The sequence below is a fragment of the Flavobacterium sp. genome (genome assembly GCF_036515215.1).
In the GTDB taxonomy this organism is placed as follows: domain Bacteria; phylum Bacteroidota; class Bacteroidia; order Flavobacteriales; family Flavobacteriaceae; genus Flavobacterium.
Genome location: NZ_DATBVQ010000060.1, coordinates 46,098 through 69,051, shown reverse-complemented (window position 1 = coordinate 69,051; position 22,954 = coordinate 46,098). Strand labels below are relative to the sequence as shown.

The 22,954-nt window shown below is 36.8% G+C and carries 18 protein-coding genes; 4 read left to right on the top strand and 14 right to left on the bottom strand.

Annotated elements, in window-relative coordinates; translation table 11 throughout:
• From VIH09_RS04685 to aroC, 3 genes are all read right to left on the bottom strand, one after another.
• A partial coding sequence (locus VIH09_RS04685; RefSeq protein ID WP_331578394.1) for an ATP-binding response regulator occupies positions 1-1,895 on the bottom strand: 1,895 nt, incomplete at its 3' end.
• A 207-nt stretch (positions 1,896-2,102) separates the two neighbouring features.
• The gene (locus tag VIH09_RS04680) at positions 2,103-3,383 is read right to left on the bottom strand and encodes a dicarboxylate/amino acid:cation symporter (protein WP_331578392.1); all 1,281 of its coding nucleotides are present in this window, start codon (positions 3,381-3,383) and stop codon (positions 2,103-2,105) included.
• A gap of 149 nt (positions 3,384-3,532) precedes the next feature.
• Positions 3,533-4,603 (bottom strand): chorismate synthase, encoded by a 1,071-nt coding sequence (gene aroC, locus VIH09_RS04675; protein WP_331578390.1) that lies wholly within the window; start codon positions 4,601-4,603, stop codon positions 3,533-3,535.
• A gap of 188 nt (positions 4,604-4,791) precedes the next feature.
• Here aroC and VIH09_RS04670 point away from each other — a divergent pair, with 188 nt between their 5' ends.
• Both VIH09_RS04670 and VIH09_RS04665 read left to right on the top strand, forming a co-directional pair.
• Positions 4,792-5,610, top strand: a complete 819-nt coding sequence (locus tag VIH09_RS04670; protein WP_331578388.1) for a UDP-2,3-diacylglucosamine diphosphatase — start codon at positions 4,792-4,794, stop codon at positions 5,608-5,610.
• Between the two features lie 199 nt (positions 5,611-5,809).
• The gene (locus VIH09_RS04665) at positions 5,810-6,313 is read left to right on the top strand and encodes a hypothetical protein (RefSeq protein ID WP_331578386.1); all 504 of its coding nucleotides are present in this window, start codon (positions 5,810-5,812) and stop codon (positions 6,311-6,313) included.
• Positions 6,314-6,361: 48 nt separating this feature from the next.
• Here VIH09_RS04665 and VIH09_RS04660 read toward each other — a convergent pair whose 3' ends face one another.
• The 8 genes from VIH09_RS04660 to VIH09_RS04625 form a co-directional block, all read right to left on the bottom strand.
• Entirely contained in the window at positions 6,362-6,790 is a 429-nt protein-coding gene (locus VIH09_RS04660; RefSeq protein WP_331578384.1) for a protease complex subunit PrcB family protein, read from the bottom strand.
• A gap of 30 nt (positions 6,791-6,820) precedes the next feature.
• Positions 6,821-7,984 (bottom strand): N-acetyl-alpha-D-glucosaminyl L-malate synthase BshA, encoded by a 1,164-nt coding sequence (gene bshA, locus VIH09_RS04655; protein WP_331578382.1) that lies wholly within the window; start codon positions 7,982-7,984, stop codon positions 6,821-6,823.
• A gap of 117 nt (positions 7,985-8,101) precedes the next feature.
• Positions 8,102-11,095 (bottom strand): glycoside hydrolase family 3 N-terminal domain-containing protein, encoded by a 2,994-nt coding sequence (locus VIH09_RS04650; RefSeq protein WP_331578380.1) that lies wholly within the window; start codon positions 11,093-11,095, stop codon positions 8,102-8,104.
• Between the two features lie 15 nt (positions 11,096-11,110).
• On the bottom strand, positions 11,111-11,593 hold the full coding sequence (locus VIH09_RS04645; protein WP_331578378.1) for an ABC transporter ATPase: 483 nt from the start codon (positions 11,591-11,593) through the stop codon (positions 11,111-11,113).
• Positions 11,594-11,781: 188 nt separating this feature from the next.
• Positions 11,782-12,573, bottom strand: a complete 792-nt coding sequence (locus VIH09_RS04640; RefSeq protein WP_331578376.1) for a (Fe-S)-binding protein — start codon at positions 12,571-12,573, stop codon at positions 11,782-11,784.
• A 143-nt stretch (positions 12,574-12,716) separates the two neighbouring features.
• Positions 12,717-14,054 (bottom strand): (Fe-S)-binding protein, encoded by a 1,338-nt coding sequence (locus VIH09_RS04635; protein WP_331578374.1) that lies wholly within the window; start codon positions 14,052-14,054, stop codon positions 12,717-12,719.
• A 6-nt stretch (positions 14,055-14,060) separates the two neighbouring features.
• Positions 14,061-15,026: an MlaD family protein gene (locus VIH09_RS04630; RefSeq protein WP_331578372.1), complete on the bottom strand. Its 966-nt coding sequence runs from the start codon at positions 15,024-15,026 to the stop codon at positions 14,061-14,063.
• A 44-nt stretch (positions 15,027-15,070) separates the two neighbouring features.
• A complete protein-coding gene (locus VIH09_RS04625) occupies positions 15,071-16,213 on the bottom strand; it encodes an N-acetylmuramoyl-L-alanine amidase (protein ID WP_331578370.1) in 1,143 nt (380 codons plus the stop codon).
• A gap of 82 nt (positions 16,214-16,295) precedes the next feature.
• Here VIH09_RS04625 and VIH09_RS04620 point away from each other — a divergent pair, with 82 nt between their 5' ends.
• Both VIH09_RS04620 and VIH09_RS04615 read left to right on the top strand, forming a co-directional pair.
• Positions 16,296-19,049, top strand: coding sequence for a putative LPS assembly protein LptD (locus VIH09_RS04620; protein ID WP_331578368.1), 2,754 nt, complete (start codon positions 16,296-16,298; stop codon positions 19,047-19,049).
• Between the two features lie 61 nt (positions 19,050-19,110).
• Entirely contained in the window at positions 19,111-19,491 is a 381-nt protein-coding gene (locus VIH09_RS04615; protein ID WP_331578366.1) for a RidA family protein, read from the top strand.
• A 28-nt stretch (positions 19,492-19,519) separates the two neighbouring features.
• Here the strand turns inward: VIH09_RS04615 and VIH09_RS04610 are convergent, their stop codons facing one another.
• From VIH09_RS04610 to pfkA, 3 genes are all read right to left on the bottom strand, one after another.
• Entirely contained in the window at positions 19,520-20,371 is an 852-nt protein-coding gene (locus VIH09_RS04610; protein WP_331578364.1) for an N-acetylglucosamine kinase, read from the bottom strand.
• Between the two features lie 132 nt (positions 20,372-20,503).
• Positions 20,504-21,508 (bottom strand): type I glyceraldehyde-3-phosphate dehydrogenase, encoded by a 1,005-nt coding sequence (gap, locus tag VIH09_RS04605; RefSeq protein ID WP_331578362.1) that lies wholly within the window; start codon positions 21,506-21,508, stop codon positions 20,504-20,506.
• Between the two features lie 70 nt (positions 21,509-21,578).
• Positions 21,579-22,565: a 6-phosphofructokinase gene (pfkA, locus tag VIH09_RS04600; protein ID WP_331578360.1), complete on the bottom strand. Its 987-nt coding sequence runs from the start codon at positions 22,563-22,565 to the stop codon at positions 21,579-21,581.
• Between the last annotated feature and the right edge of the window lie 389 nt (positions 22,566-22,954).

Below are 22,954 nucleotides of genomic sequence, written 5' to 3'. Positions count from 1 at the left end.
GCCAATCCCGAATCCACAACTGTACATTTGTAATTGTATTTTTCGATTATTTTTTTTGTGATTAACTGATTTATCGAATTGTCATCAACCACTAAAACATTGAAAATTTGACCGGCGGTTAAATCGACCTGAATATTGTTTATGAGATCATTGGTTTTAACGGGGTCGCAATCAAATGCAATTGTAAAAGTGAATGTGGTACCCTCTCCCACTTTACTTTCGAGGGAAATCGAACTGTCAAATAATTCCAATAAACGTTTCACGATAGATAGGCCTAAGCCCGTCCCTTGGTAATCAATTTCTTTTCTTCCTATCTGTACAAATTTTTCGAATATTTTTTCCTGATCCTCTTCGGCAATCCCTACCCCGTTGTCCTTAATTTCAAATTTAATAAAATTCATTTTATTCTCTACCCGTATCAAATTTGCATTTATGTTAACCTCGCCGTTCTTGGTAAATTTCAATGCATTGCTGACTAAATTTATGAGGATTTGAGAGAACCTTAATTTATCGCCAATCAAATATTCAGGAACCGCAGGATCAATGCTAACATTAATGGAATTAGAATGATTCTTGGCAATAAACGACAATGAATTTTTGATCATATTGATTTCATCCGTCAAATTAAACGTCAAATTTTCAAGAACGATCCTGTTTTCTTCTATTTTATTAATTTGAAGAACGTCGTTAACGAGTGACAACAAGTATCTCGCAGAAAATTTAAGCGAACTTAAATGTGGACTGTTCGCTAATTCCTTATGCTCGTCCTGCAGCATATTTGTTATCCCTAAAACTCCGTATAAAGGCGTTCTTAGTTCATGGGTAATTGTCGAAACAAATTGGGATTTAAGTTGTGATGCCATTTCGGCTTTTTCCTTAGCGACACTTAATTGGTCGTTGGCAATAATAAGTTCGGAATTCTTTTTTTTCTTGAAATTGTAATTTTTATAAAGAGAGTAGAATAAAAGTAAAAGCACTCCCAAAACAATAACGAACAACAGAACAATAATCTTGGATTTTTGTAAACTTTGGTATTGCAGTTTTTTTTCAATCTCAATTACATCGACTTTTCTTTTGTATTCATCCAATTCGAGATTAACTCCCACAACATTGGCTTTCTTTTGCATTTCCGAATCCTCGAGCCCTTTTCGAATGTTGTGGTAGAGAACCAAATTTTCATAAGCTTCCTTGTATTTGCCCATCTTCCTCAATAATACAGAGTACTCTTCATGCGCATATGACAAATCCGATTTTTCATTCCCTTGGTTACCAATCTTAATAGCCTTTAAAAAAAATGAACTTGCCTTTTCATATTCCAATTTATTCCCGAAATACATCCCGTTTAACATGTTTAACGCAACTGTAGTTGTCTCGTCACCATATTTATTTTTGTGTGCATTTATAAAATCCAAACTAGGTTTCCCTTTTTCAAAATTTTTAGAATAAAAATAGGCCCAAGCAAAATTTAACTCAGTGACATATATCTGGCTAGTATCAGCTATTTTATACCCATATTCCAATGACTTCTTATAATAATCCAACCCTTTGTCAAATTGCTTTTTTTCAAAACAATATACATTACCTAAATTATTATTTAACGCATTCTTAATGTTGTCATTTTCCGTCTTATTGGCGTAACTCAAGCCTCTTTTATAATAAAAAATGGCTTTGTCGTATTCGGACAAGTCCTCATAAGTTGCTCCAATATTGTTGTAGGATTTGGCAATAAGGTAGTTATCTTTAATCTTCAAAGCCTCTTGCAATGCGACTCTGGAGCTCGAAAAAGATTTTTCGTAATTGGCCTCGTCCAAGTAACATTGGGCTTCTTTTATTAATGAAATTGTTCTTTCTCTTGCCGTCAAAGTCGTTTCAGTAATGGATCCATTACTAAACATGTTCAATGAAATAAAAAGAAACAAAACGATTCGCATCTGAAACATAAGTAGCTATTGGTTTACAAACATACATCTATATGTTTGAAATTTAACACTTTTAGAAACCAAATATTAACAAAGTAATGAACTTTTGAGGCATTCTATCTATGCTAAAAAGAAAAAAATTATAGAAAAAAAAATCCACAGCAGATTCCACCAGTGAAATGGTTAAAATCCCTTGGGTGTCTTTAATTTCCCCACTGATTTTGCCACGATCGCCGCTATTGTAGAATCACTCGTAACGTTGACAACCGTCCTACACATGTCTAATGGCCTGTCAATAGCAAAGATAAGAGCTAATCCTGCTTCCGGAATGCCGGCCTGTCCCAAGACGATCACCAGCATCACCATACCGGCGCTGGGCACTGCTGCTGATCCTATTGACGCAAGAGTCGCTGTAACGACAATCATCAACTGTGTTTGAAGGTCTAATGCCTCAGGAAGCATTGCCTGGGCAATAAAAATGGCAGCAACCGCCTGATACAGACTCGTTCCGTCCATATTCACTGTTGCGCCCAATGGCAGTACGAAACTAGACACCTCCTCGTCAACTCCCAGATTCTCAGTCACACATTCCATGGTGACAGGAAGTGTAGCCGCACTTGAACTGGTAGAAAAAGCAAGCAATTGCGCGGGAGCAATAGCTTTATAGAATTTAATAGGATTTACTTTAGCAAAAATCATCAGTAATGTCGGATAGAATATAAATGTCATTATAAACAAACCCAATAACACAGTCAACCCATAAATCCCCAAGGCGCCTAAGGTAGAGAAATCCGGTATTTCTACCATCAAAGCTGCCATCAGAGCGAAAACACCATAAGGCGAAAACAGCATAATAATGTCGATGATTTTCATGATAACCTCATTCATCCCTTTAAAAAATTCCACAACAGGTTTAGATTTTTTTTCTTCGATTAAAATAAGTCCAATACCGATAAGAATGACAAATAATATCACCTGTAACATACTTCCATTATCGCTCAAGGCTTTGAAAAAATTGTCTGGAACAATATCAACCAAAGGCTGAAGTGGTCCGCTATTCTTGGCTTTTACCGCCAACTCTATTTTTTGTGAAGCATCAGTCGAAAAATTTTTGATCAGGCTTTCTCTAGATTCGTCATTTATGTACTTCCCTGGTTTAATTAAATTGGCCAGTACTAAACCAATGGAAACCGCGATAACCGTCGAACTTAAATAAAACAATACCGTTCTGCTTCCCAATTTAGAAAGTTTTGAAATATCTTTTAAATCGGCTAATCCCACGATTAGCGAAACTACTATCAGCGGAACGGCTATCATTTTAAGCAGATTGATAAAAATGGTCCCAAAAGGTTTTATCCAATCGACTACCAATCCTTTTTGCTCCAAATTTTTCATTAATAATCCAAAGAGCAACCCTAATATCATTCCTATCAGAATTTTCCAGTGCATCGCGAGATTTCTCATAATTTTAATTCTATTATATCCGACAAACTGAAATTAAAAAATTCATCTGATTTATTGTTAATGATTGGGTTTTAGCCCTGATTACAACGACATCCTTTCCTTGCTTTCTTTAAGCAAGGAAAGATAAAGCGGAAAGCGGGTGACAGCTCCTAAAGATGTGAATTATAGGTTTTGTTTATCAAATAAAAATCGGCGAGAACTATGGCCGCCATAGCTTCAACAATAGGTACCGCACGTGGCACCACACATGGGTCGTGACGCCCTTTGCCTGTCATTTCGGTTATATTTCCTTTATTATCGAGAGACTCCTGTTTTTGCATAATGGTGGCAACAGGTTTAAACGCCACTCTGAAATAAATATCCATTCCGTTACTGATTCCCCCTTGAATACCACCAGAAAGATTCGTCTTCGTGGTACCGTCTGCATTGTATAAATCGTTGTGTTCGCTTCCTTTCATTTTGGCGCCGCAAAACCCGCTCCCATATTCAAATCCCTTTACGGCATTTATGGATAACATCGCTTTACCCAACTCCGCATGAAGCTTATCGAAAACCGGTTCGCCCAATCCGATTGGCACATTTTGTATTACGCATGTTACCGTTCCTCCTACTGTATTGCCTTCTTTGCGAATTTCACGGATATAATCTTCCATTACTGCTGCCATTTCTTCATCCGGACACCGCACCGGATTATTCTCCGTTTTAGAAAAATCCAGTTCTTGATAAGGTTTTTCCAAAAAGATTGGTCCTACGGAAGAGACATAAGCATTAATTTTTATCTCCGGTAACATCTGTTTTGCAATTGCACCTGCAACCACTCTACTTGCCGTTTCCCGAGCAGAGCTTCTTCCGCCGCCCCTATAATCACGCACACCATACTTTTTTTCATACACGTAATCCGCATGGCTGGGCCTGTAATTGTCTTTTATGTGGGAGTAATCGTCTGATTTTTGGTTTGTGTTTGGAATGATAAAACCTATTGGTGTTCCAGTGGTTTTTCCTTCAAAGATTCCAGATAAAAATTGAACATCATCTGGTTCTTTACGTTGTGTAACGATTGCCGATTGACCGGGTTTTCTTCGAGACATTTCAAGTTGAATTGCCTCCAAATCCAATTCTATTCCTGATGGGCAACCATCTATAATTCCGCCTAGGGCTTCCCCGTGTGATTCTCCGAAAGTGGTTATCCTAAATAGTGTCCCGTAGCTATTTCCTGCCATTATAATTAGTTTTGAACAAATATATGTTTTATGGCTTAAAGTAAAAAATTTAAAAATAGGATTATTTAACAATTTGCTAACGCCTCGCGTTACGTTTTATTAATGCCAAAAAAGAATTGATAACATTATATTAAAACAGAATCCGTCAGGCTATCGTTAAATTTGTGAAACGTCAAATTTGAATCAAATTGAAAAAAAGAAAGCTTGAGTTAGTTGTGATTTCTGATGCACATCTTGGAACATTTGGCAGTCATGCCATAGAGCTCAATAGATATCTCTGCTCCATAAAACCAAAAGTTCTGGTTTTGAATGGCGACATTATCGATATCTGGCAGTTCCGAAAATCCTATTTCCCCAAAACGCATTTAAAGGTCCTGCAAAAAATCATAAGCTTAGCCACGAAAGGAACTAAAGTCTATTACATTACGGGAAATCACGATGAGATGCTTCGCAAGTTTAGCGATATGAACTTGGGAAATTTTGCACTGCTTGACAAATTGGTTCTGGAACTGGACGGCAAAAAAGCCTGGATTTTTCATGGCGACGTATTCGATGCCTCAGTTCATCATGCCAAATGGATTGCCAAACTAGGTGGCTTGGGCTATGACTATTTGATCCTGATAAATCGGTTTGTGAATTGGTGCTTGAAAAAAATGGGGAAAGAGCCCTATTCCTTTTCGAAAAAAATAAAGGCAGGTGTTAAGAAAGCGCTAAAACACATTTCGGATTTTGAAGAAACCGCCGCCGATATTGCCATCGAAAAGAAATACGATTATGTCATCTGCGGACACATCCACGAGCCAAAAATAATAAAAAAAGAAACAAAAAATGGCTCTACCCTGTATCTGAATTCTGGAGATTGGGTGGAAAACCTGACTGCATTGGAATACAATAAGAAACGCTGGAAATTATACCGCTATGAAGAGTCTAGCTTTACAGCCGAGGAAAACCTATTCGAAATGGAAGATATCGTGAGCAGGCAAATGACAAATTCCATCGCTTTTTAGAAATAATTGACGCAATATCCTTTTTCAATAAAAATTGGCATTTAATTAATAGTCCTTAAAAAACACTAACTGATTGTTCACAGGGACTTTAGAACATAATTTAACAAATATAATATGTGAATTTTGAAACAATTAACATTTATTTTATAATTCTTAGGCAAACCTTTCGTTGTACATTTGCAATAACAAAAATTTATTTATGAAAAAAATTATTTTATCCGCTGTTATGCTAATTGGATTAGCATTTAGCGCACAGGCACAAGACATATCAAAAAATGCACTAGGACTTCGTTTTGGAGATAACGGTGGATTTGGAGGGGAACTTTCTTATCAAAGAGCTTTGTCTAGTAACAATCGTTTAGAATTAGACTTAGGTTGGAGAAACAGAAGTAATTTTAACAATAATGGTTATGACGACAACGCTATCAAATTAACTGGTTTATACCAATGGGTTTGGAACATCGACGGCGGTTTCAACTGGTACGCTGGTGTAGGTGGTGGTGTAGGTAGCTATAATTACGACTATAACGGTAATTCATACAATGACACATTTGCGTTTGCAGCGGGAGATATCGGAATTGAATATAATTTTCCTATCCCATTGTTAATTTCATTAGATTTCAGACCAGAAATTGGTGGAAGTGGTTATTACAAAAACAATTATGGTTCTGATGTTGCATTAGCACTTAGATACCAATTCTAGTATCAAACATACATTGCAAAAAACGCCACTAGAAATAGTGGCGTTTTTTTATTTAATGATTATTTCCTTTTTAGAATTTATCTTGACTACGCAAAAAGGATAGGTGTAATCCTGGGTTATAATCGAATCCGATGCAGGTCCATTCTCCTTTACGCTGATAATTATATTTTTATCTGTTTCCACAACACTTTCAACTGCAATCGAATAGCCTCCCGTATTTTTCTCTCCCATATTCAAAATAACGAAATTTGATTTTTGAACATCTATAGGGCTAATTTTATTTTTTAACTCACTGTCATTTTGCAACATTCTGATCTCATTTGGTTCCGTCAGAATTTCAAAAAAATGGATGTTAGCCCCACCATCAGTCTTTTGTGCCAAAACTTCATATAAAGGCTTTTTCCCCGAATCTTTAGGAGCACTCGCACCGCAAGCCATAAGCAGCAACGTAAGCAATGACATACTGATTTTCTTCATTTTTTTACACTTAGAATCAAAAATTAATAGCTATTTTGGGTTGTTCAACAACCTGTTCTTTTTCGAATATTTCTTTATCGCTTTTTGATACAGATCCACATACAGCGGCAAGATGTTTTTAATATCAAATTTTTTCGCCACCGATAACGCGTTTTCTTTAAATTTTAATAGCGTTGCATCCTCCCTTAAAATTTTCAGGGCGTTCTTTGCCATGGCGTCCGTGTCGCCAACATTACTCAAGTAGCCTGAAATCCCCTCAAAATTTACTTCGGACAGTCCCCCTGAATTACTCGATATTACGGGAACGCTCCAAGCCATAGCCTCTAACGCCGCAAGACCGAAACTTTCTGTTTCTGAGGGCAACAAAAATAGATCCGTGTAGCTCAAAATCTTGTCAATCTCATTGCTGTTCCCGAAAAAGATCACTTTGTCAAGTATGCCCAACTCTTGGCACAAATACTCCGCTTTTTCTTTTTCAGGCCCATCACCCACCATCATTAATTTGGCCGGGATTTCTTTTTGAATTTTGTAGAATATTTTTATTACATCAGGAATCCTTTTTACTTTTCTAAAATTACTGATATGGGTAATAATACGCTCACTTGGTTTCGCCATAACCGAACGGTGACAGGCAATACTAGGGTCATTATTGTTTTTATCCAATTCAATAAAATTCGGAATCACGTGAATGTCCCTTTTAATATTGAATAATTTATAGGTATCATCTTTTAAACTTTGGGAAACCGAAGTCACCACATCCGATTTATTGATGCTAAAACTCACGGCCGGTTTATAGAAAGGGTGATTCCCAACCAAGGTGATGTCCGTACCGTGCAATGTGGTAACCATGGGGATTTCAATACCTTCATCTTTTAGCATTTGCTTAGCCATGTATCCCGCATAAGCATGGGGAATGGCATAATGCACATGCAGAATTTCTATTTTATAAAGTTTGACCATATCCACCAATTTACTCGACAAAGCCAATTCATACGGCTGATAGTGAAACAGTGGATATTCCGGAACATTTACCTCATGGTAATGCACATTTGGATTTAACAATGCCAGTCGCACCGGTTGACTGTAGGTAATAAAATGGACCTCATGACCATGACGGGCCAATTCCAGACCCAGTTCTGTAGCGACAACGCCACTTCCGCCGAAAGTGGGATAACAAACTATTGCAATTTTCATCTATGTATTTTAAAGTAACGAATTTATGAAAAATAGGAATGCCATTTCTTTAAATACAGAAAAATTGCACCTTCTACTTCCACTTATAATTGTGTATGGGCGCATTTGAGAAACACATTAAAATTCAATTGAATCATAAATAATTTCTTGGATGTCTTCCCTGATATTCTCTCTAGACAATTTATTTACAGATTCACTCGGAAAGGTTCGATTTGATAAAAAGATATAAACGATCTCGGTTTCGGGATCTGCCCAAGCCATCGTACCCGTAAATCCGGTATGACCAAAACTAGTCATTGAAGCACAGCCACAAGTGGGCCCGCTATTTCCTAACTGCGGTTTGTCAAAACCTACCCCTCTACGATTTCCTTCAGTGCAAAAATAACAGGTGTTAAAATCATCGAATGTCTTTTTGGAAAAATACTGTCGGCCGCCATAATTCCCTTTCTGCAGATAGAGTTGCATTATTTTGGCAACATCCATACTATTAGAGAAAATTCCTGCGTGACCTCCAATCCCACCTTCCATCGCAGCTCCCATGTCATGGACATAGCCTTGTATAATCTGGTGACGGAAATAAGTATCAATTTCAGTGGGTGCAATTCTGTTTTTATTTATCTTTTGCAACGGATTATACATGGTATTATTAGCCCCAAGTGGTTTATAAAAATTTTCGAAACTTAATTCATCCAATTTTTTCCCTGTTAACTTTTCCAAATATTCTTTCAAAATCATAAAAGTAAAATCACTGTATTTATATCCTTTTTGAGGCAACAACTTACTGTCTACAATTATCTTCATGATGGTATCGTGATAATCATCCCTTAAAAATAGGCTGTCGGCTATTTTTGTGAAAAATGGAACACCCATAACCTTCCGGTAATAGCTATCTAAAGGATTGCCATTTTTATCGACGGTTCCTTTATAAAAAGGAATCCAAGGTTGCAATCTAGCATAATGGGAAAGTAATTCCTTAAACCGGATGTCTTTCTTGTTTGAGTCCTTAAAAATAGGCAACATGGAATCTAACCTCGTTTCCATATTTATCTTTTGAGCGTCGTATTGCAGCATGGCATTGGGCAAAGTAGACAAAATCTTTGTCAGCGATGCAACATCATACAAGTCCGTGTTTAAAACTTTAGCATCTCCGTCGTATGTATGATGGCCGTATGATTTCTGAAAAATCACTTTTCCTTTTCTCGCAACAAGAATTTGCATTCCAGGTGTCATTCTTCCACTGATTGCTTTTTGGGCAAGATTATCAATCTTTGATAAAATCGCAGGATTCATTCCTACATTTTCAGGGGCAGTAAAACCCAATACATTCAACTTTTCAGTGGAAAGACCATAGCCGGCAACGAAATCAGCGGAGATCGTAACGGGTAGCTTTCCTTTGGAACTTATGGCGCCAAAAATTAATTCGGCAGAAACTTCCTGTACAATAGTGCTATTTTGATAGGAAATAACCAATCCCCCAAGATCTTCAAAATTATTGACGGGCAACAACGAATAAGGGGAAGCAAAAACATCCAGAATAACATTGTTGTTTTTTGCCAAAAATGCCAGCCTCGATAATTCTTCGGATGTAAAATTATAGCTCTTAAATGGGACATTAGATTTATGATAACCAATAATTACGGTGGTAAAAGGTTTTAATTTTTGTTGCAAGCTATCCAAATTCGTATCCGCTATCTCGGTTACTTCAGCGTACTTTCGTAACGTTGAAATAAAAGTTGTATTTGTGGCATCACCCATTTTTATATAGGCTACCTTTTGATTTTCCAATTCTTTGACAGGCAAAACAGAATTTGCGTTTATCAGAACTGTGATTGCGTTCTCGTATAATTCATATTGCAATGCCTGATTTTTGGACGAATTAAGATCTTGATACAAATTCTTTATTTCTATAGGCTTATAAGAATTTAAACCAGCCAAATATTTAAATTTAAGAATTTTTTTTACCGAAAATGAAACTCTTTGCTCGGTTAATAAAGAATCTTGATAGGCCTTTTTGAAAATTTCAATCGCAATCGGTACGTCTTCAGGAAATAACAAAATGTCATTCCCCGCCATAAATGCCTTTAGATCTACCAATTCTCCTTTATTAAAATTGCTTACCGCTTTCATATTGAGCGCATCTGTAAAAATAAGTCCATTGAAACCGAGTTCTTTTTGAAGAATGTCAGTGACAACGTTATAGGAAATCGAAGACGGATAATTACTTCTGGACTCCAAACTAGGCACGTTCAAATGCGCCACCATGACGGAAGAAAGTCCTTCCGCAAACATTTTCTTGTACGGGTAAAACTCCATCATTTTCAGCCTTTCTTTCGAAAAGTTAACCGTTGGTAAGGCTTTGTGAGAGTCAGTTTCGGTATCTCCGTGACCGGGAAAATGTTTTCCCGTAGCAAATACACCCTCACTCTGGATCCCCTTTACTAAAGCGGCGGCCCTTTCTGTAACTTTATACTTATCCTCGCCAAAAGAACGAAAACCTATAATAGGATTTTTGGGATTCGTATTAATATCGAGCACGGGAGCAAAATTAAACTGTAGTCCCAGCCTTTTGCTTTGCTCTCCCAATTGCATACCCATTTTCTCAATGAGTTTCAGGTCTTGAACCGCTCCAAGAGTCATGTTATATGGATAATTTGACGTTGAATCGAGTCTCATGCCCAACCCCCATTCCGCATCATTTCCGATAAATAACGGCACTTTTGATTTAGCTTGAAACCTATTGGTCAATTTTGCCTGACGCACTGGTCCGCCTTGAAAAAAAATCAGCCCTCCAATTTTATTTTCCGTTACAAGTTTATCGATTGCGTTAAAGTGAGCATCATCCTTATTTGAAAAGGCAGCAACCATAAATAGTTGCCCTATTTTTTCATCAAAGCTCATTGAATCATAAATACTGTCTACCCATTTTTCTCCCTTATCCGATACATTAAAACTTGTAGCTTTATTTTGTGACTTGTCGATTTCTACATCAACAACCTCGGTAGGAATATGTGAGAAGACTGCTTTCGTCTTGTTTTTTTTTACGCCGCTACAACTGGCTATAAAAAAAAATAAGACATAGAGAAAATAAATTCTGATGCCTGTATTTTTCATTCTAGTATATTTATTTTAAAAAAAACGGCTATGCCAGCTGTCAATAGCAGGAACTTCCCAAGATTCATTATATTCTTCTATATTATTAACCAAATTATTGAAAACTATAGTATTTTCAGTAACGGCTTTATCTTTAACCATTCTTTTGAAGTCAATTAATGGCTTGTGAGCTATGTGCTCTCCCAATTTGAAGGTGACATTCATTTTATCCAATAAATCGACATTATATTTCTGTTCCAAACTTTGTATGAACTCTACGGAAGAATCGATTGAACATCCTGTTGCCGCCTGAACGTCCTGATCAACGGCTATTATAATGAATCTATTGTATTTTAGTTGATATGAGGATGCCAAGCTAGTGCCGTGTGCAGCCCAACCTTCAAGAAAGGATTCCAAGGCCGTTTCTATTTCGGAAAACTCCGCGTCCGAAAATTTGCGATTGCACTGATAGATCCAAATTCTGGATTCTTCAGGAAGTGTATTAAAATCTACTAACATAATAATTGTTTATTCTACAAAAATAAGGCTTTCAATTTACATAACTAAATCTATGTCCATAAAAAAAAATATTCTATTCTGAAATGCATTAAAAAATATACTGACCAAGCTGGGACAACTATCAAAAAACAAAAAAAGGTTAAAACGAATGACGTTTTAACCTTTCAATTATACTTTTGTTCGCTTAATTACAAATCTTCTGCATTAGCAATCAGTTCGGCGATGTCCATAACTTTTACATCTCCTTCTCTTTCCTTGTTTTTCACTCCGTCGGTCATCATCGTATTACAAAACGGACAACCCGCAGCAATAATATCAGGTTTCATTTCTAATGCCTCTTCAGTTCTTTCGATATTGATTTCCTTGTTTCCGGGTTCGGCATCTTTAAACATTTGCGCTCCGCCGGCACCACAACACAATCCATTAGCTTTAGAACGTTTCATTTCAACTAATTCGGCATCCAGTTTAAGAATCAAATCTCTTGGAGCTTCATAAACTTTATTGGCCCTTCCCAAATAACATGGGTCATGGAATGTGATTCTTTTCCCTTTGAACTGTCCTCCCTCGATTGTCAATCTTCCGTCATCTAAAAGGGATTTCAAAAACTCTGTGTGATGCACCACTTCATATTTCCCGCCCAGTTCAGGATACTCATTTTTTAAAGTATTAAAACAATGCGGACAAGCAGTCACAATTTTCTTCGCTTCATAAGCATTCAGAACTTCAATGTTCATCATTGCTTGCATTTGAAACAAAAACTCATTTCCGGCCCTTTTTGCGGGATCTCCAGTACAACTTTCTTCCGTACCAAGCACAGCAAAAGAAACGTTTGAACGATTTAAAATTCGTACGAATGCTTTCGTTATTTTTTTTGCCCTATCTTCAAAACTTCCTGCACAACCCACCCAAAACAATACCTCCGGTTGCTTCCCTTGGGCTAGCATTTCTGCCATAGTTGGCACTATTAAATTCTCTGACATATATTTTTGTTTAAAGTTTAAAGATCAAACTTTCATGTTTTGAAAATTCGAAATCTAATTTTTATTCCTGTTAGTTAACCGTGATGGTCATTTTTTGCTAAAAAATTCCCGCTCTGCCTTTTTGGGAATGCTTCTATTTCCGGTTAATTTTCGTTTTTCCAATTTAACCTGTCCTGTTGATTGTACTGCCATGGCGCTCCGTTATTCTCTATATTGGTCATCATGGTGTTTAACGGCATTGGCGCAGCGCTTTGTTCCATAACTAAATAACGTCTCATGTCCATGATAATAGAAAGAGGACTTATGTTTACGGGACATTCCTCAACACATGCATTACAGGATGTACAAGCCCAAAGTTCTTCGGCTGTAATATAGTCGTTTAACAAGGTTTTGTTGTCCGGAATAAAAATGCCCTTATTGGCATCAATATTTCTACCTACTTCTTCCATCCTATCCCTGGTATCCATCATAATCTTTCGAGGGGACAATTTTTTACCCGTTATATTGGCTGGACAGGCCGAAGTGCATCGGCCACACTCGGTACAGGTATACGCATTTAACAATTGCACCCAATTCAAATCCTGAATGTCGCTCGCTCCAAATTTAGCGGGGACATCTCCTTCTACCGGTGCTGGCGCTGCCGCAAATGGATCAGCGTTTGGATCCATCATCATTTTAACTTCCTTGGTAACCGCCTTTAGATTATCAAACTGTCCCAAAGGATTCAAGTCGGCAAAATAGGTGTTTGGGAAAGCCAGTAGTATATGTAGGTGTTTTGAAAAATATAAATAGTTCATAAAAACTAGAATACCCACAATATGCAGCCACCAGAAAACTTCAAAAAGAATCATCACGGACTCATTTGCCATTCCGTTAAATATTGGCTCAATAAATTGACTTACCGGAAAAGAGCCTGCTTTTATGAAATGGGAAAAACCACCCGGTACGTTTTGCAAATGCAAATCAGATGCATCCATCAATAAAAACAAAGCCATTAAAACGACTTCAAAATAAAGTATATAATTGGCATCATTCTTAGGAAATCCTTTCAAATCCCCCATAGCGAAACGTCTCAGCTTTATTACGTTCCTTCTTATCCAAAAAACACTTACCGCAACCAAAACCAGCAACGCCAATATCTCAAAAGAGGCTATTAGGACGTCATACAATGACCCTAAAAAGGCAAAAACTCTGTGCGTATCAAATAAACCATCGATGATGATTTCCAATAGCTCGATGTTAATGATTATAAAACCTAAATAAACAACAATATGGAGCGCACCAGCTATCGGTCTTTTGACCATTTTGGATTGGCCCATGGCTATCATGGCCATGTTTTTCCAACGAGCACCCGGATTATCTTTCCGGTCCACTTCTATACCTAAATTTATGTTTCGTTTGATTTTTTTTATGTTGCTAAAAAAGTAACCAAATCCAACGACCAATAATATGGCAAATAATATATTGTCTAAATAGCTCATTAAAATTTAGTTTTTGTTTTGTGAAATTGAATCGCTAACTGGCGCTTTGTACGGCTTGTCCTTTTTCCCGAAAACAGAAATGTTTATATATCTTGTAGGATGAAGTCTGACGTCTTGAAGTAAAAGTTCTAACTCTTTGGAGGTTTTATCTAAATTATTATACAAAGCATCGTCATTCAACAATTTACCCATTGTTCCATTTCCGGATTTCAAACCGTTCATTATACCATCAACTTTAGCTAATGTTTCATTCAGGTTTTTTACCGTTTTTCCTAGGTCGGCTTTATTTAATGAATCGGAAATTTTTGAAAAATCGTCTGAAATTTTACTGAAGTTGGTTACAACTCCTTTTATTTGAGCTTTATTATCATCCAAGATGCTATTCATGCTCAAAGAAGCTTTATGGAACTGTTCCATAGTAAAACTCAATTCACTTAGGCTTTTTCTTAAATCTTCCTGGGCTTTCTTATCTAAGACGTTATTGACCCCTGTAATCAGAACATCGGCGTTAGCCATTATCTTTTCTAATTTTTCTTGAATGGGCGCTAACTTATCACCCACAGTTTCTGTAAGTCCCAATCTAATTTCCCCTTTTAATCTTTGCCCATCTTCTGACACCGATTGATCGTTAAAATTAGGCTCAATCGCAATTTGTTTTCCTCCAATGAAACCTGGCTCATATATAATTGCAACACTAGATTTTGAAATTGGAAAATCGGTTTTTATCTGAAGTTCAACTACTAACTTGCCAGTATTTTTCTCAATGGTGATATTGTTAACTTTACCTATAACCAATCCGTTTAGAGTTACCGGAGCAGCTGTTGCTAAACCTTCGACGGTTTGATATTCTACGTAAAATGTTTTGTAGCTGCTGAAAAGGTCTCTTCCTTTTAAGAAACTGTACCCCCAAATAAATAATAATATCGACGCAATTACTAAAATTGCTGTTTTTATTTCTCTCGTTAATTTCAAAATGTAAGTATTTTTGACAAATTTAATATAAAATAATGAACTTGCTATAATTTTATTGCTTCTTGAATACTAATCTTTCTCCCGTTTTTGAAGGCAATCAAAAAAGCAGAATCATAGCCTTTTGCTTTTGCCTCCTCCAATAAACGCATTGATTCCGTATAATCAGAAGTCTCACCGTACATGTATTTGTATACATTGTTGTCGTAGTCCATCGATATGCTTCTTAGTCCCCTGAAATTTCTTGGGCTCAGTTCCATTTTTCTTCCGCTTGCTGAAATTTGCACTTTAAACAGAACATCGGAACTGTCTTGCTTGGCTATTGGCTTTTTAGACTCAACCGAGGTTGAAACTTCCCTACTGTTATTTTCTACATTTTTTTGGGATGGCCTTACTTCATAGGTTTCGACAGCCCCAGTGCCATAATATTCGTTTTTATAACTGATGATTGCGCTCGCAATTGCTGTCGCTATTTCAATTTGCCCAGATTCTGAATCTAACAGATTCCCCTCAGTATAGTTAGAAATAAATCCCATTTCTATTAAGACTCTTGGCATATATGCTTTGTGAAGCACCATAAACGGAGCTTGTTTCACACCACCTCCCCTTATTTTTTTTCCTAGTGCCTCAAATGAATTTTCTATTTTACTTGCCAACGATATACTGTTGTCGAGATATTCTTCCTGCATCAAAGTCAACCCTATCATGGTTTCCGGGGAGTTTGGATCGAAACCTTCATATTTGCGTTTGTAATCTTTCTCCAATGTAATTACGGAATTCTCCTTTTTGGCGGCCTCTAAATTAGACGCGACCTTATTCATACCCATTACGTAGGTTTCCGTACCATCAGCAGCAGTATTTCGATTTGCATTGCAATGAATCGAAACAAAAATATTGGCATCAGCCCTGTTTGCAATATTGGCTCTTTCAACTAAGTCAATAAACACGTCCGTTTTCCTGGTATAAGTAACATCAACCTTAGAGTTAGCCTCCAATAGTTTGCCCACTTTTAACACAACCGCTAAAGCAATGTTTTTTTCGACGTGCCCATTATACACAGCGCCAAAATCATGGGCGCCATGGCCTGCATCTAAGGTTACTTTAAAGTTGTTGGTTTGACCATAAGTTACAAAAGAGATCGTAATTAGAAAAAAAGTAAGTGACACTTTAATTTTATTTAATATGAGCATAATTCTAAGGTTAATTTAATTAAAATACTAAGGCTATAAAAAATTTTATTTGATTATTTTTGACAAAAAATAATATGTAAGTTTGACACTTCAAAAAACAAGCCATAATTTTACAAAAATAGCATTTAAACCTTTGCAGACAAACTTATTTAATATCGTTTTACTATCATTTTTCATAACAATGGGATATGGAAATTTATATTCCCAAGATATATCAAAAAAAACGACCGCCATACCCAATAAAAAAGAAGCGGTTACATCCTCATCTATCGTTAATGCTGAAAGGAAAGAGACAGTAGACACCAAAACACAAGCCGATACCATCATAAAAAAAGATAGCATAAGACCCGCCAAAGTGTTTCTTGACGGAAAAGTAAAATACAAGGCCGAGCAATATGCCCGCATTGATCAAAAGAAAAAACTCATTACCCTCTACGATAAGGCAGAGCTATATTATCAAGACATTGAATTGAAGGCAGGAATAATAGTGATGGATTATGAAAAAAATGAAGTCTATGCCGGAAGAATAAAAGATTCCACAGGTAAATACACCCAATACCCCAACTTCAAGCAAGGGGAGAATGTGGTGGAGCCAGACTCTATTCGATTTAATTTCAAGACAAAAAAAGCCTTAATTTGGAATTCACGGTCTGATCAAGGGGAATTTAAAATCAAAGCCGAAATCACAAAAAAGGAGAATGATTCCGTTTACTTTCTAAAAGGCGCTCGATTTACCACTTCAAAAAACATCGATAATCCTGAATATTATTTCCAAACCGATAAAGTAAAATTTATTCCGGGCAAAAAAGTGGTCACGGGTTTAACCAACATGGTCATCGCAAACGTTCCAACCCCAATAGCGCTGCCCTTCGCTTATTTTCCAATGAGTAAAGAGACTAATATTTCAGGATTGATATTACCCAGTTATAATGACTCCAATCTTAGGGGGTTTTCGCTACAAAACGGAGGCTACTATTTTGCTTTAAACGATCATTACGATTTAACCGTATCGGGAGACTACTATACCAATGGGAGTTACGGGATGCGTTTTGAATCATCTTATGCAAAAAGATACAGCTACCGAGGCAATCTAAATTTCAGGTTCGAAAACTTGATAACCAGTGAGAGGGGTTATCCCGATTATCTAAAACAAAAAATCTATAATTTACAGTGGTCCCATTCCAGGGATTCCAAAGCGAACCCTAATTCCAGTTTTTCGGCCTCCGTGAATCTTGGAAGCAGTAAATACTTTAAACAATCCATAAACCAGGCGAATATTGGTTCAAATCTCAATAATACTTTAAACTCGTCCATTTCTTATTCAAAAACATTTAATTCCGTACCACAAGTTAGAATGTCATTGTCTGCAACACATTCGCAAAACACACAAACGGAAGTAATTAACATGACATTGCCTACACTTCAGCTTAGTGTGGATCGCATTTATCCTTTCGTAGGAAAAGACGGGGTTAAAAAAGGTTTCATCAAGAATCTAAATTTACAATATAATCTAAGCGGCAGAAATACCATAACTACTACAGACTCACTATTCTTTAAACCGCAAATGTTTAGAGATGCCCAGCTGGGTGTACAACACTCCATCCCTTTAAGCACCAATTTTAAATTGTTTAAATATTTTAGCGCGTCTTCTTCTTTAAACTACGAGGAAGTATGGTATGCCAAAACAATTGAGAGAAATTATGATGCCGACCAAAGTAAAGTAGTGGACAAAACCGTAAATGGTTTTGATGCTTATAGAACCTACTCTTTTTCATCCAGCGTGGGAACCACCATTTACGGTACGTTTAATTTTGGCGAAGGCAAAAAAATTCAATCTATCAGACACGTCATGCGACCATCCGTTTCCTACGGTTACACCCCAAGTTTCGAAAAATATTATGACACCTATGCTTTGGATGCCAGCGGAACTACAATTAAACAATATTCACGTTTTGAAAAAGGGATTTTTGGCGCTCCAGGTTTAAACAATTCGAACACATTGGGGTTTGACTTGAGCAATACTTTTGAAGCTAAAGTAACAGACAAAGACAGCACCAAAGTCGAGGCTAAAAAAATTATGCTGCTCAATAACTTTAATTTATCAAGCAGTTATAATTTGGACGCAGACGGAGTAACTGCGCTTGCTTGGTCGCCAATCAGGGTTAGCGGCGGAACTCAGCTATTGGACAATAAAATGAATGTCAATTTTGGGGCAACCTTGGACCCCTACGCCATTGACAATTCTGGAAAAAGAATTAATCTCTTCAATATTGATAATGGGGGGAGTCTCTTTAGGATGACGAGTGCCAATATGACTTTGAATTATTCCCTTTCGAGCTCGGAAAAAGACGGAGCCAAGGAAGATAAAAATGTTCAAGGTCAACGAAACGGTGGACGTGAGGATGATCTTTTCGGAAAAAATACGGTGGTAAATGACAATACGAAAAGCCAGTTTGACGGAAGTGAAGAAGAGGGTGAAGACAAAATAGCAGCGTTTTTCAATTCTAAGCTGCCTTGGGATATGACATTTGCCTATTCCTTAACCTATGGGAACAACAATAGGGAGAATAAAATTATCGGAAACTCGATAATGATTTCCGCCAATGCTGATTTGACGCCCAAATGGAAAGCAGGAATATCAACCGGTTATGATTTCGTACAGAACGGTGTAACCTTCACCCAATTGCGTTTCGAACGCGATCTATTGAGTTGGAGAATGGATTTTAATTGGACTCCATTTGGAACAAATGCCAATTGGGGCTTCTTTATTGGAATCAAATCAGGTGTCTTAAGTGATATCAAATGGGAAAAACGAAGTACAAACACAACTCGTTAATTCCAATTATTTTCACATCTTTAATATTTAAACATAATTTTACCATATAATCCTTTGCAGCATGAAAAAGATAATTTTTACCGAGAAAGCCCCCGCTCCTATTGGTCCTTACAACCAGGCTGTCCTTAAAGGGAACACGCTTTACACTTCAGGACAGATTGCCCTAAACCCAGAAACGGGAGCATTAGTGACAGATAATATCGAAGCTGAAACGCAACAAGTAATGCAAAACATGAAAGCGGTATTGGATGAAGCGGGAATGACCTTTGAAAACGTGGTCAAAACGACCATATTCATCATGGACATGAATGATTTCGGCAATATAAATACGGTCTACGCTTCCTATTTCAACGAGAAAACCGCTCCAGCACGTGAAACGGTTCAAGTGGCATGCTTGCCAAAGAATGTAAATGTAGAAATTTCTATGATCGCGATACTTTAATTAGTATCGCCAACACAAACATTACAAATTATTTGTTTGCTATATGGTAAGCAATTAGTCCATCTATTGGTCGACGTAGCACGTTCCCTAATTTCATATCGTATTTGTCAAAAGTCTGTTGCAGCTCATCCTTCAAATAGAACGCTATAGAACCTACAAAATGCACTGGCACTTCCTTGCAATTATCGTATTGTCTTATATAATTTTTCACAAAAGACTTCATTCCCCTAAAAATAATTTTTTTGCAAAACTCCGTGTCTTTATGCTGAATTAAAAACTTGGCAAAAGTGGCCAAATACGCATTTGGGTTAGGCTCTTTGTATAATTTGTGTTTCACGGCATCCGGATCTAGATCATAATCTTTTTCAAATTGTGCTGCCAATTCTTTTGGCATTTTATTGAAATAGTATTTTCTGATTAATTCTTTTCCAAAAACATTACCGCTACAATCATCCATCACAATATAACCCAATGATTGCACTTTTTGTTGCAGTTCTTTACCGTCAAAATAACTACAGTTCGACCCAGTTCCTAATATACTGACAATCGCTTTTTGTCCCTTAGGCGTCGTCGCATAGACAGCTGCATAAGTATCCTCTTCCACTGAAACAATCGCATTTTCGAAATAATTTTTAAAAACTTGCGACAGGTTAAGTTTCATTCTATCCGTTCCGCAGCCCGCACCATAAAAAAACAAATGCGTTGCGTTTTTCTTGTTTTGTAGAATATCAAAACGATCGTTCAGACGTTCGATAATTTCATCCGATTCAAGTACCTCAGGATTTAATCCTAATGTTTGTGTCGTAAACAACACTTTGCCATTATCATCAATTGCTATCCAATCGGCTTTTGTAGAGCCACTATCAACTATTAATCTCATCTTTTCGTGTTTTTGGTTTTTGGTTTCTCTTTCAATCTGAGATCGATATGGTTAAAACCGATACAATATAAATATAAAAAAATAAAATCCCGTTAAAATAAAATAATAACGGGATTTTGTAAAAATATTCTGTTATTTCAATCCTGCAACATGCACGGATAAATCGATCAATTTACTTGAGTAACCGTATTCATTATCATACCAAGATATGATTTTGAAAAAAGTAGAGTTCAATCCGATTCCTGCATTGGCATCAACAATAGATGTTCTAGGATCTGAAACGAAATCTTGAGACACTACTAAATCTTCAGTGTATCCTAAGATACCTTTCATTGTAGTTTCAGATGCGCTTTTCAACACTGCCATAATTTCTTCATAAGAAGTCTCTTTCGCTACTTTTACAGTTAAGTCGACCACGGAAACGTCTACTGTAGGAACACGCATAGACATTCCTGTCAATTTCCCGTTCAATTCAGGAATTACTTTTCCTACTGCTTTAGCAGCTCCCGTAGAAGATGGGATGATGTTGCATGAAGCAGCACGTCCACCTCTCCAATCTTTTTTGGAAGGCCCGTCAGTTGTCATTTGAGTCGAAGTGGTAGCATGAACAGTAGTCATTAAACCCTCAACAATTCCAAAATTGTCATTTATAACCTTAACCAATGGCGCTAAACAGTTCGTTGTACAAGAAGCATTAGAAACGATCAAATCAGAAGCTTTTGCAGTTTCATGATTTACACCCATTACAAACATAGGCGCATCAGCGGATGGGGCAGAAATAATCACTTTTTTTGCACCACCTTTGATATGCTCATTTGCAGTTTCAATTGTAGTAAAAAAACCAGTACACTCGGCCACTACATCAACATCAACCTCATTCCATTTCAAGTCAGCAGGATTTCTTTCTGCAGTAATACGGATGTTTTTTCCGTTTACAAAAAGTTGTCCTTCTTTAACTTCAACTGTTCCATTAAAACGTCCGTGAACTGAATCATATTTTAACAAGTACGCTAAATGGTCTACATCTAATAAATCATTTATTGCCACAACCTCTACATTATCTCTGTTAATAGATTCTCTGAAAACAATTCTTCCTATTCTACCAAAACCGTTTATTCCTAATTTTACTTTTGACATCTTTTTTAATTTTTGTTATTGTTTAACTTATTCAAAGTCTAATTTCCTCACAATAAACTTCAATTTCTTTTTATGTTGACATTATGTCCGAAACTCTCAATAATTCTCTATCAATTTCAGTTTTACCTTTTATTGCTTGTTCCAGCGGCGTCAATGTCACCTTATCATTTTGCAAACCAACCATATAATTTGATTTTCCTTCTAATAATGACTCGACCGCCTTCACACCTAACCTACTGGCCAGAACCCTATCAAAACAAGACGGGGAACCACCACGTTGCATATGGCCTAAAACGGAAACTCTCACGTCATATTCAGGTAAATTTGCCTCTACGTAATCTTTTAATTCAAATACGTTTTTACCAATTTTATCGCCTTCTGCGATTACCACGATACTTGAAGATTTCCCTGAAGCCTTACTTTTTTGTAATGAATCCAGTAATCTCTCTAAGCCTAAATCTTCCTCAGGTATTAAAATTTCTTCGGCTCCCGCACCTATTCCTGCATTCAAAGCAATATGCCCCGCATCTCTACCCATAACTTCCACAAAAAACAATCTGTTATGTGAACTGGCTGTGTCTCTAATCTTATCGATCACTTCCACCACCGTATTCAAGGCTGTATCATACCCTAAAGTATGGCTGGTCCCATATATATCATTGTCGATAGTTCCCGGTATTCCCATTACCGGAAAATCAAACTCCGCATTAAAGATCATACCTCCGGTAAATGTCCCGTCTCCTCCAATTACCACCAAAGCTTCTATTCCTGCTTTCACAAGATGTGCGTGCGCTTTTTTTCTGCCTTCTGGAGTTTTAAATTCAAGAGAACGAGCCGACTTTAAAACCGTACCGCCTTTATTGACAATATTATTCACACTTCGAGGTCCCATTTCTTTGAAGTCACCTTCAATCATTCCCTGATATCCCCTATAAATTCCTATGCATTCTATGTTATGGTAAGCGCAAGTTCGAACGACCGACCTAATTGCGGCATTCATTCCGGGCGAATCCCCACCTGAAGTAAGAACCCCTACTTTTTTTATTGTTTTTGGCATTATTTAAGTGTTAAAGTGTAAAATTAGCAAACATATTGCACTTTTAGCGTTATGTTTTTACTAATTTAGTTAAGCGGACTAAATTCAAACGTTTTCGTTAATAAGTTTTATTAAAATCAAAAAAAGAACCGTTTTTTTTAACAAAAGTTAATTTTTCTAATTTTTATTTGATAATTAACTAATTCAAGGCAATAACCTCTGGATTTTGGCGACAGCTATTAAAAAATACGAATTGGGTGTGCAAACTTCCTTTTTTGCGAGCATGAAAAACGGGAGAAGTATGTGTAAGCTGTCTTTTTTGAAAGAAAAAAAGGCAGTCCGTCGATTATTCCGAGCGCTATGCAACATTAAAATGACTTAACAAGCTGCTAAATTACGCAATAATATCA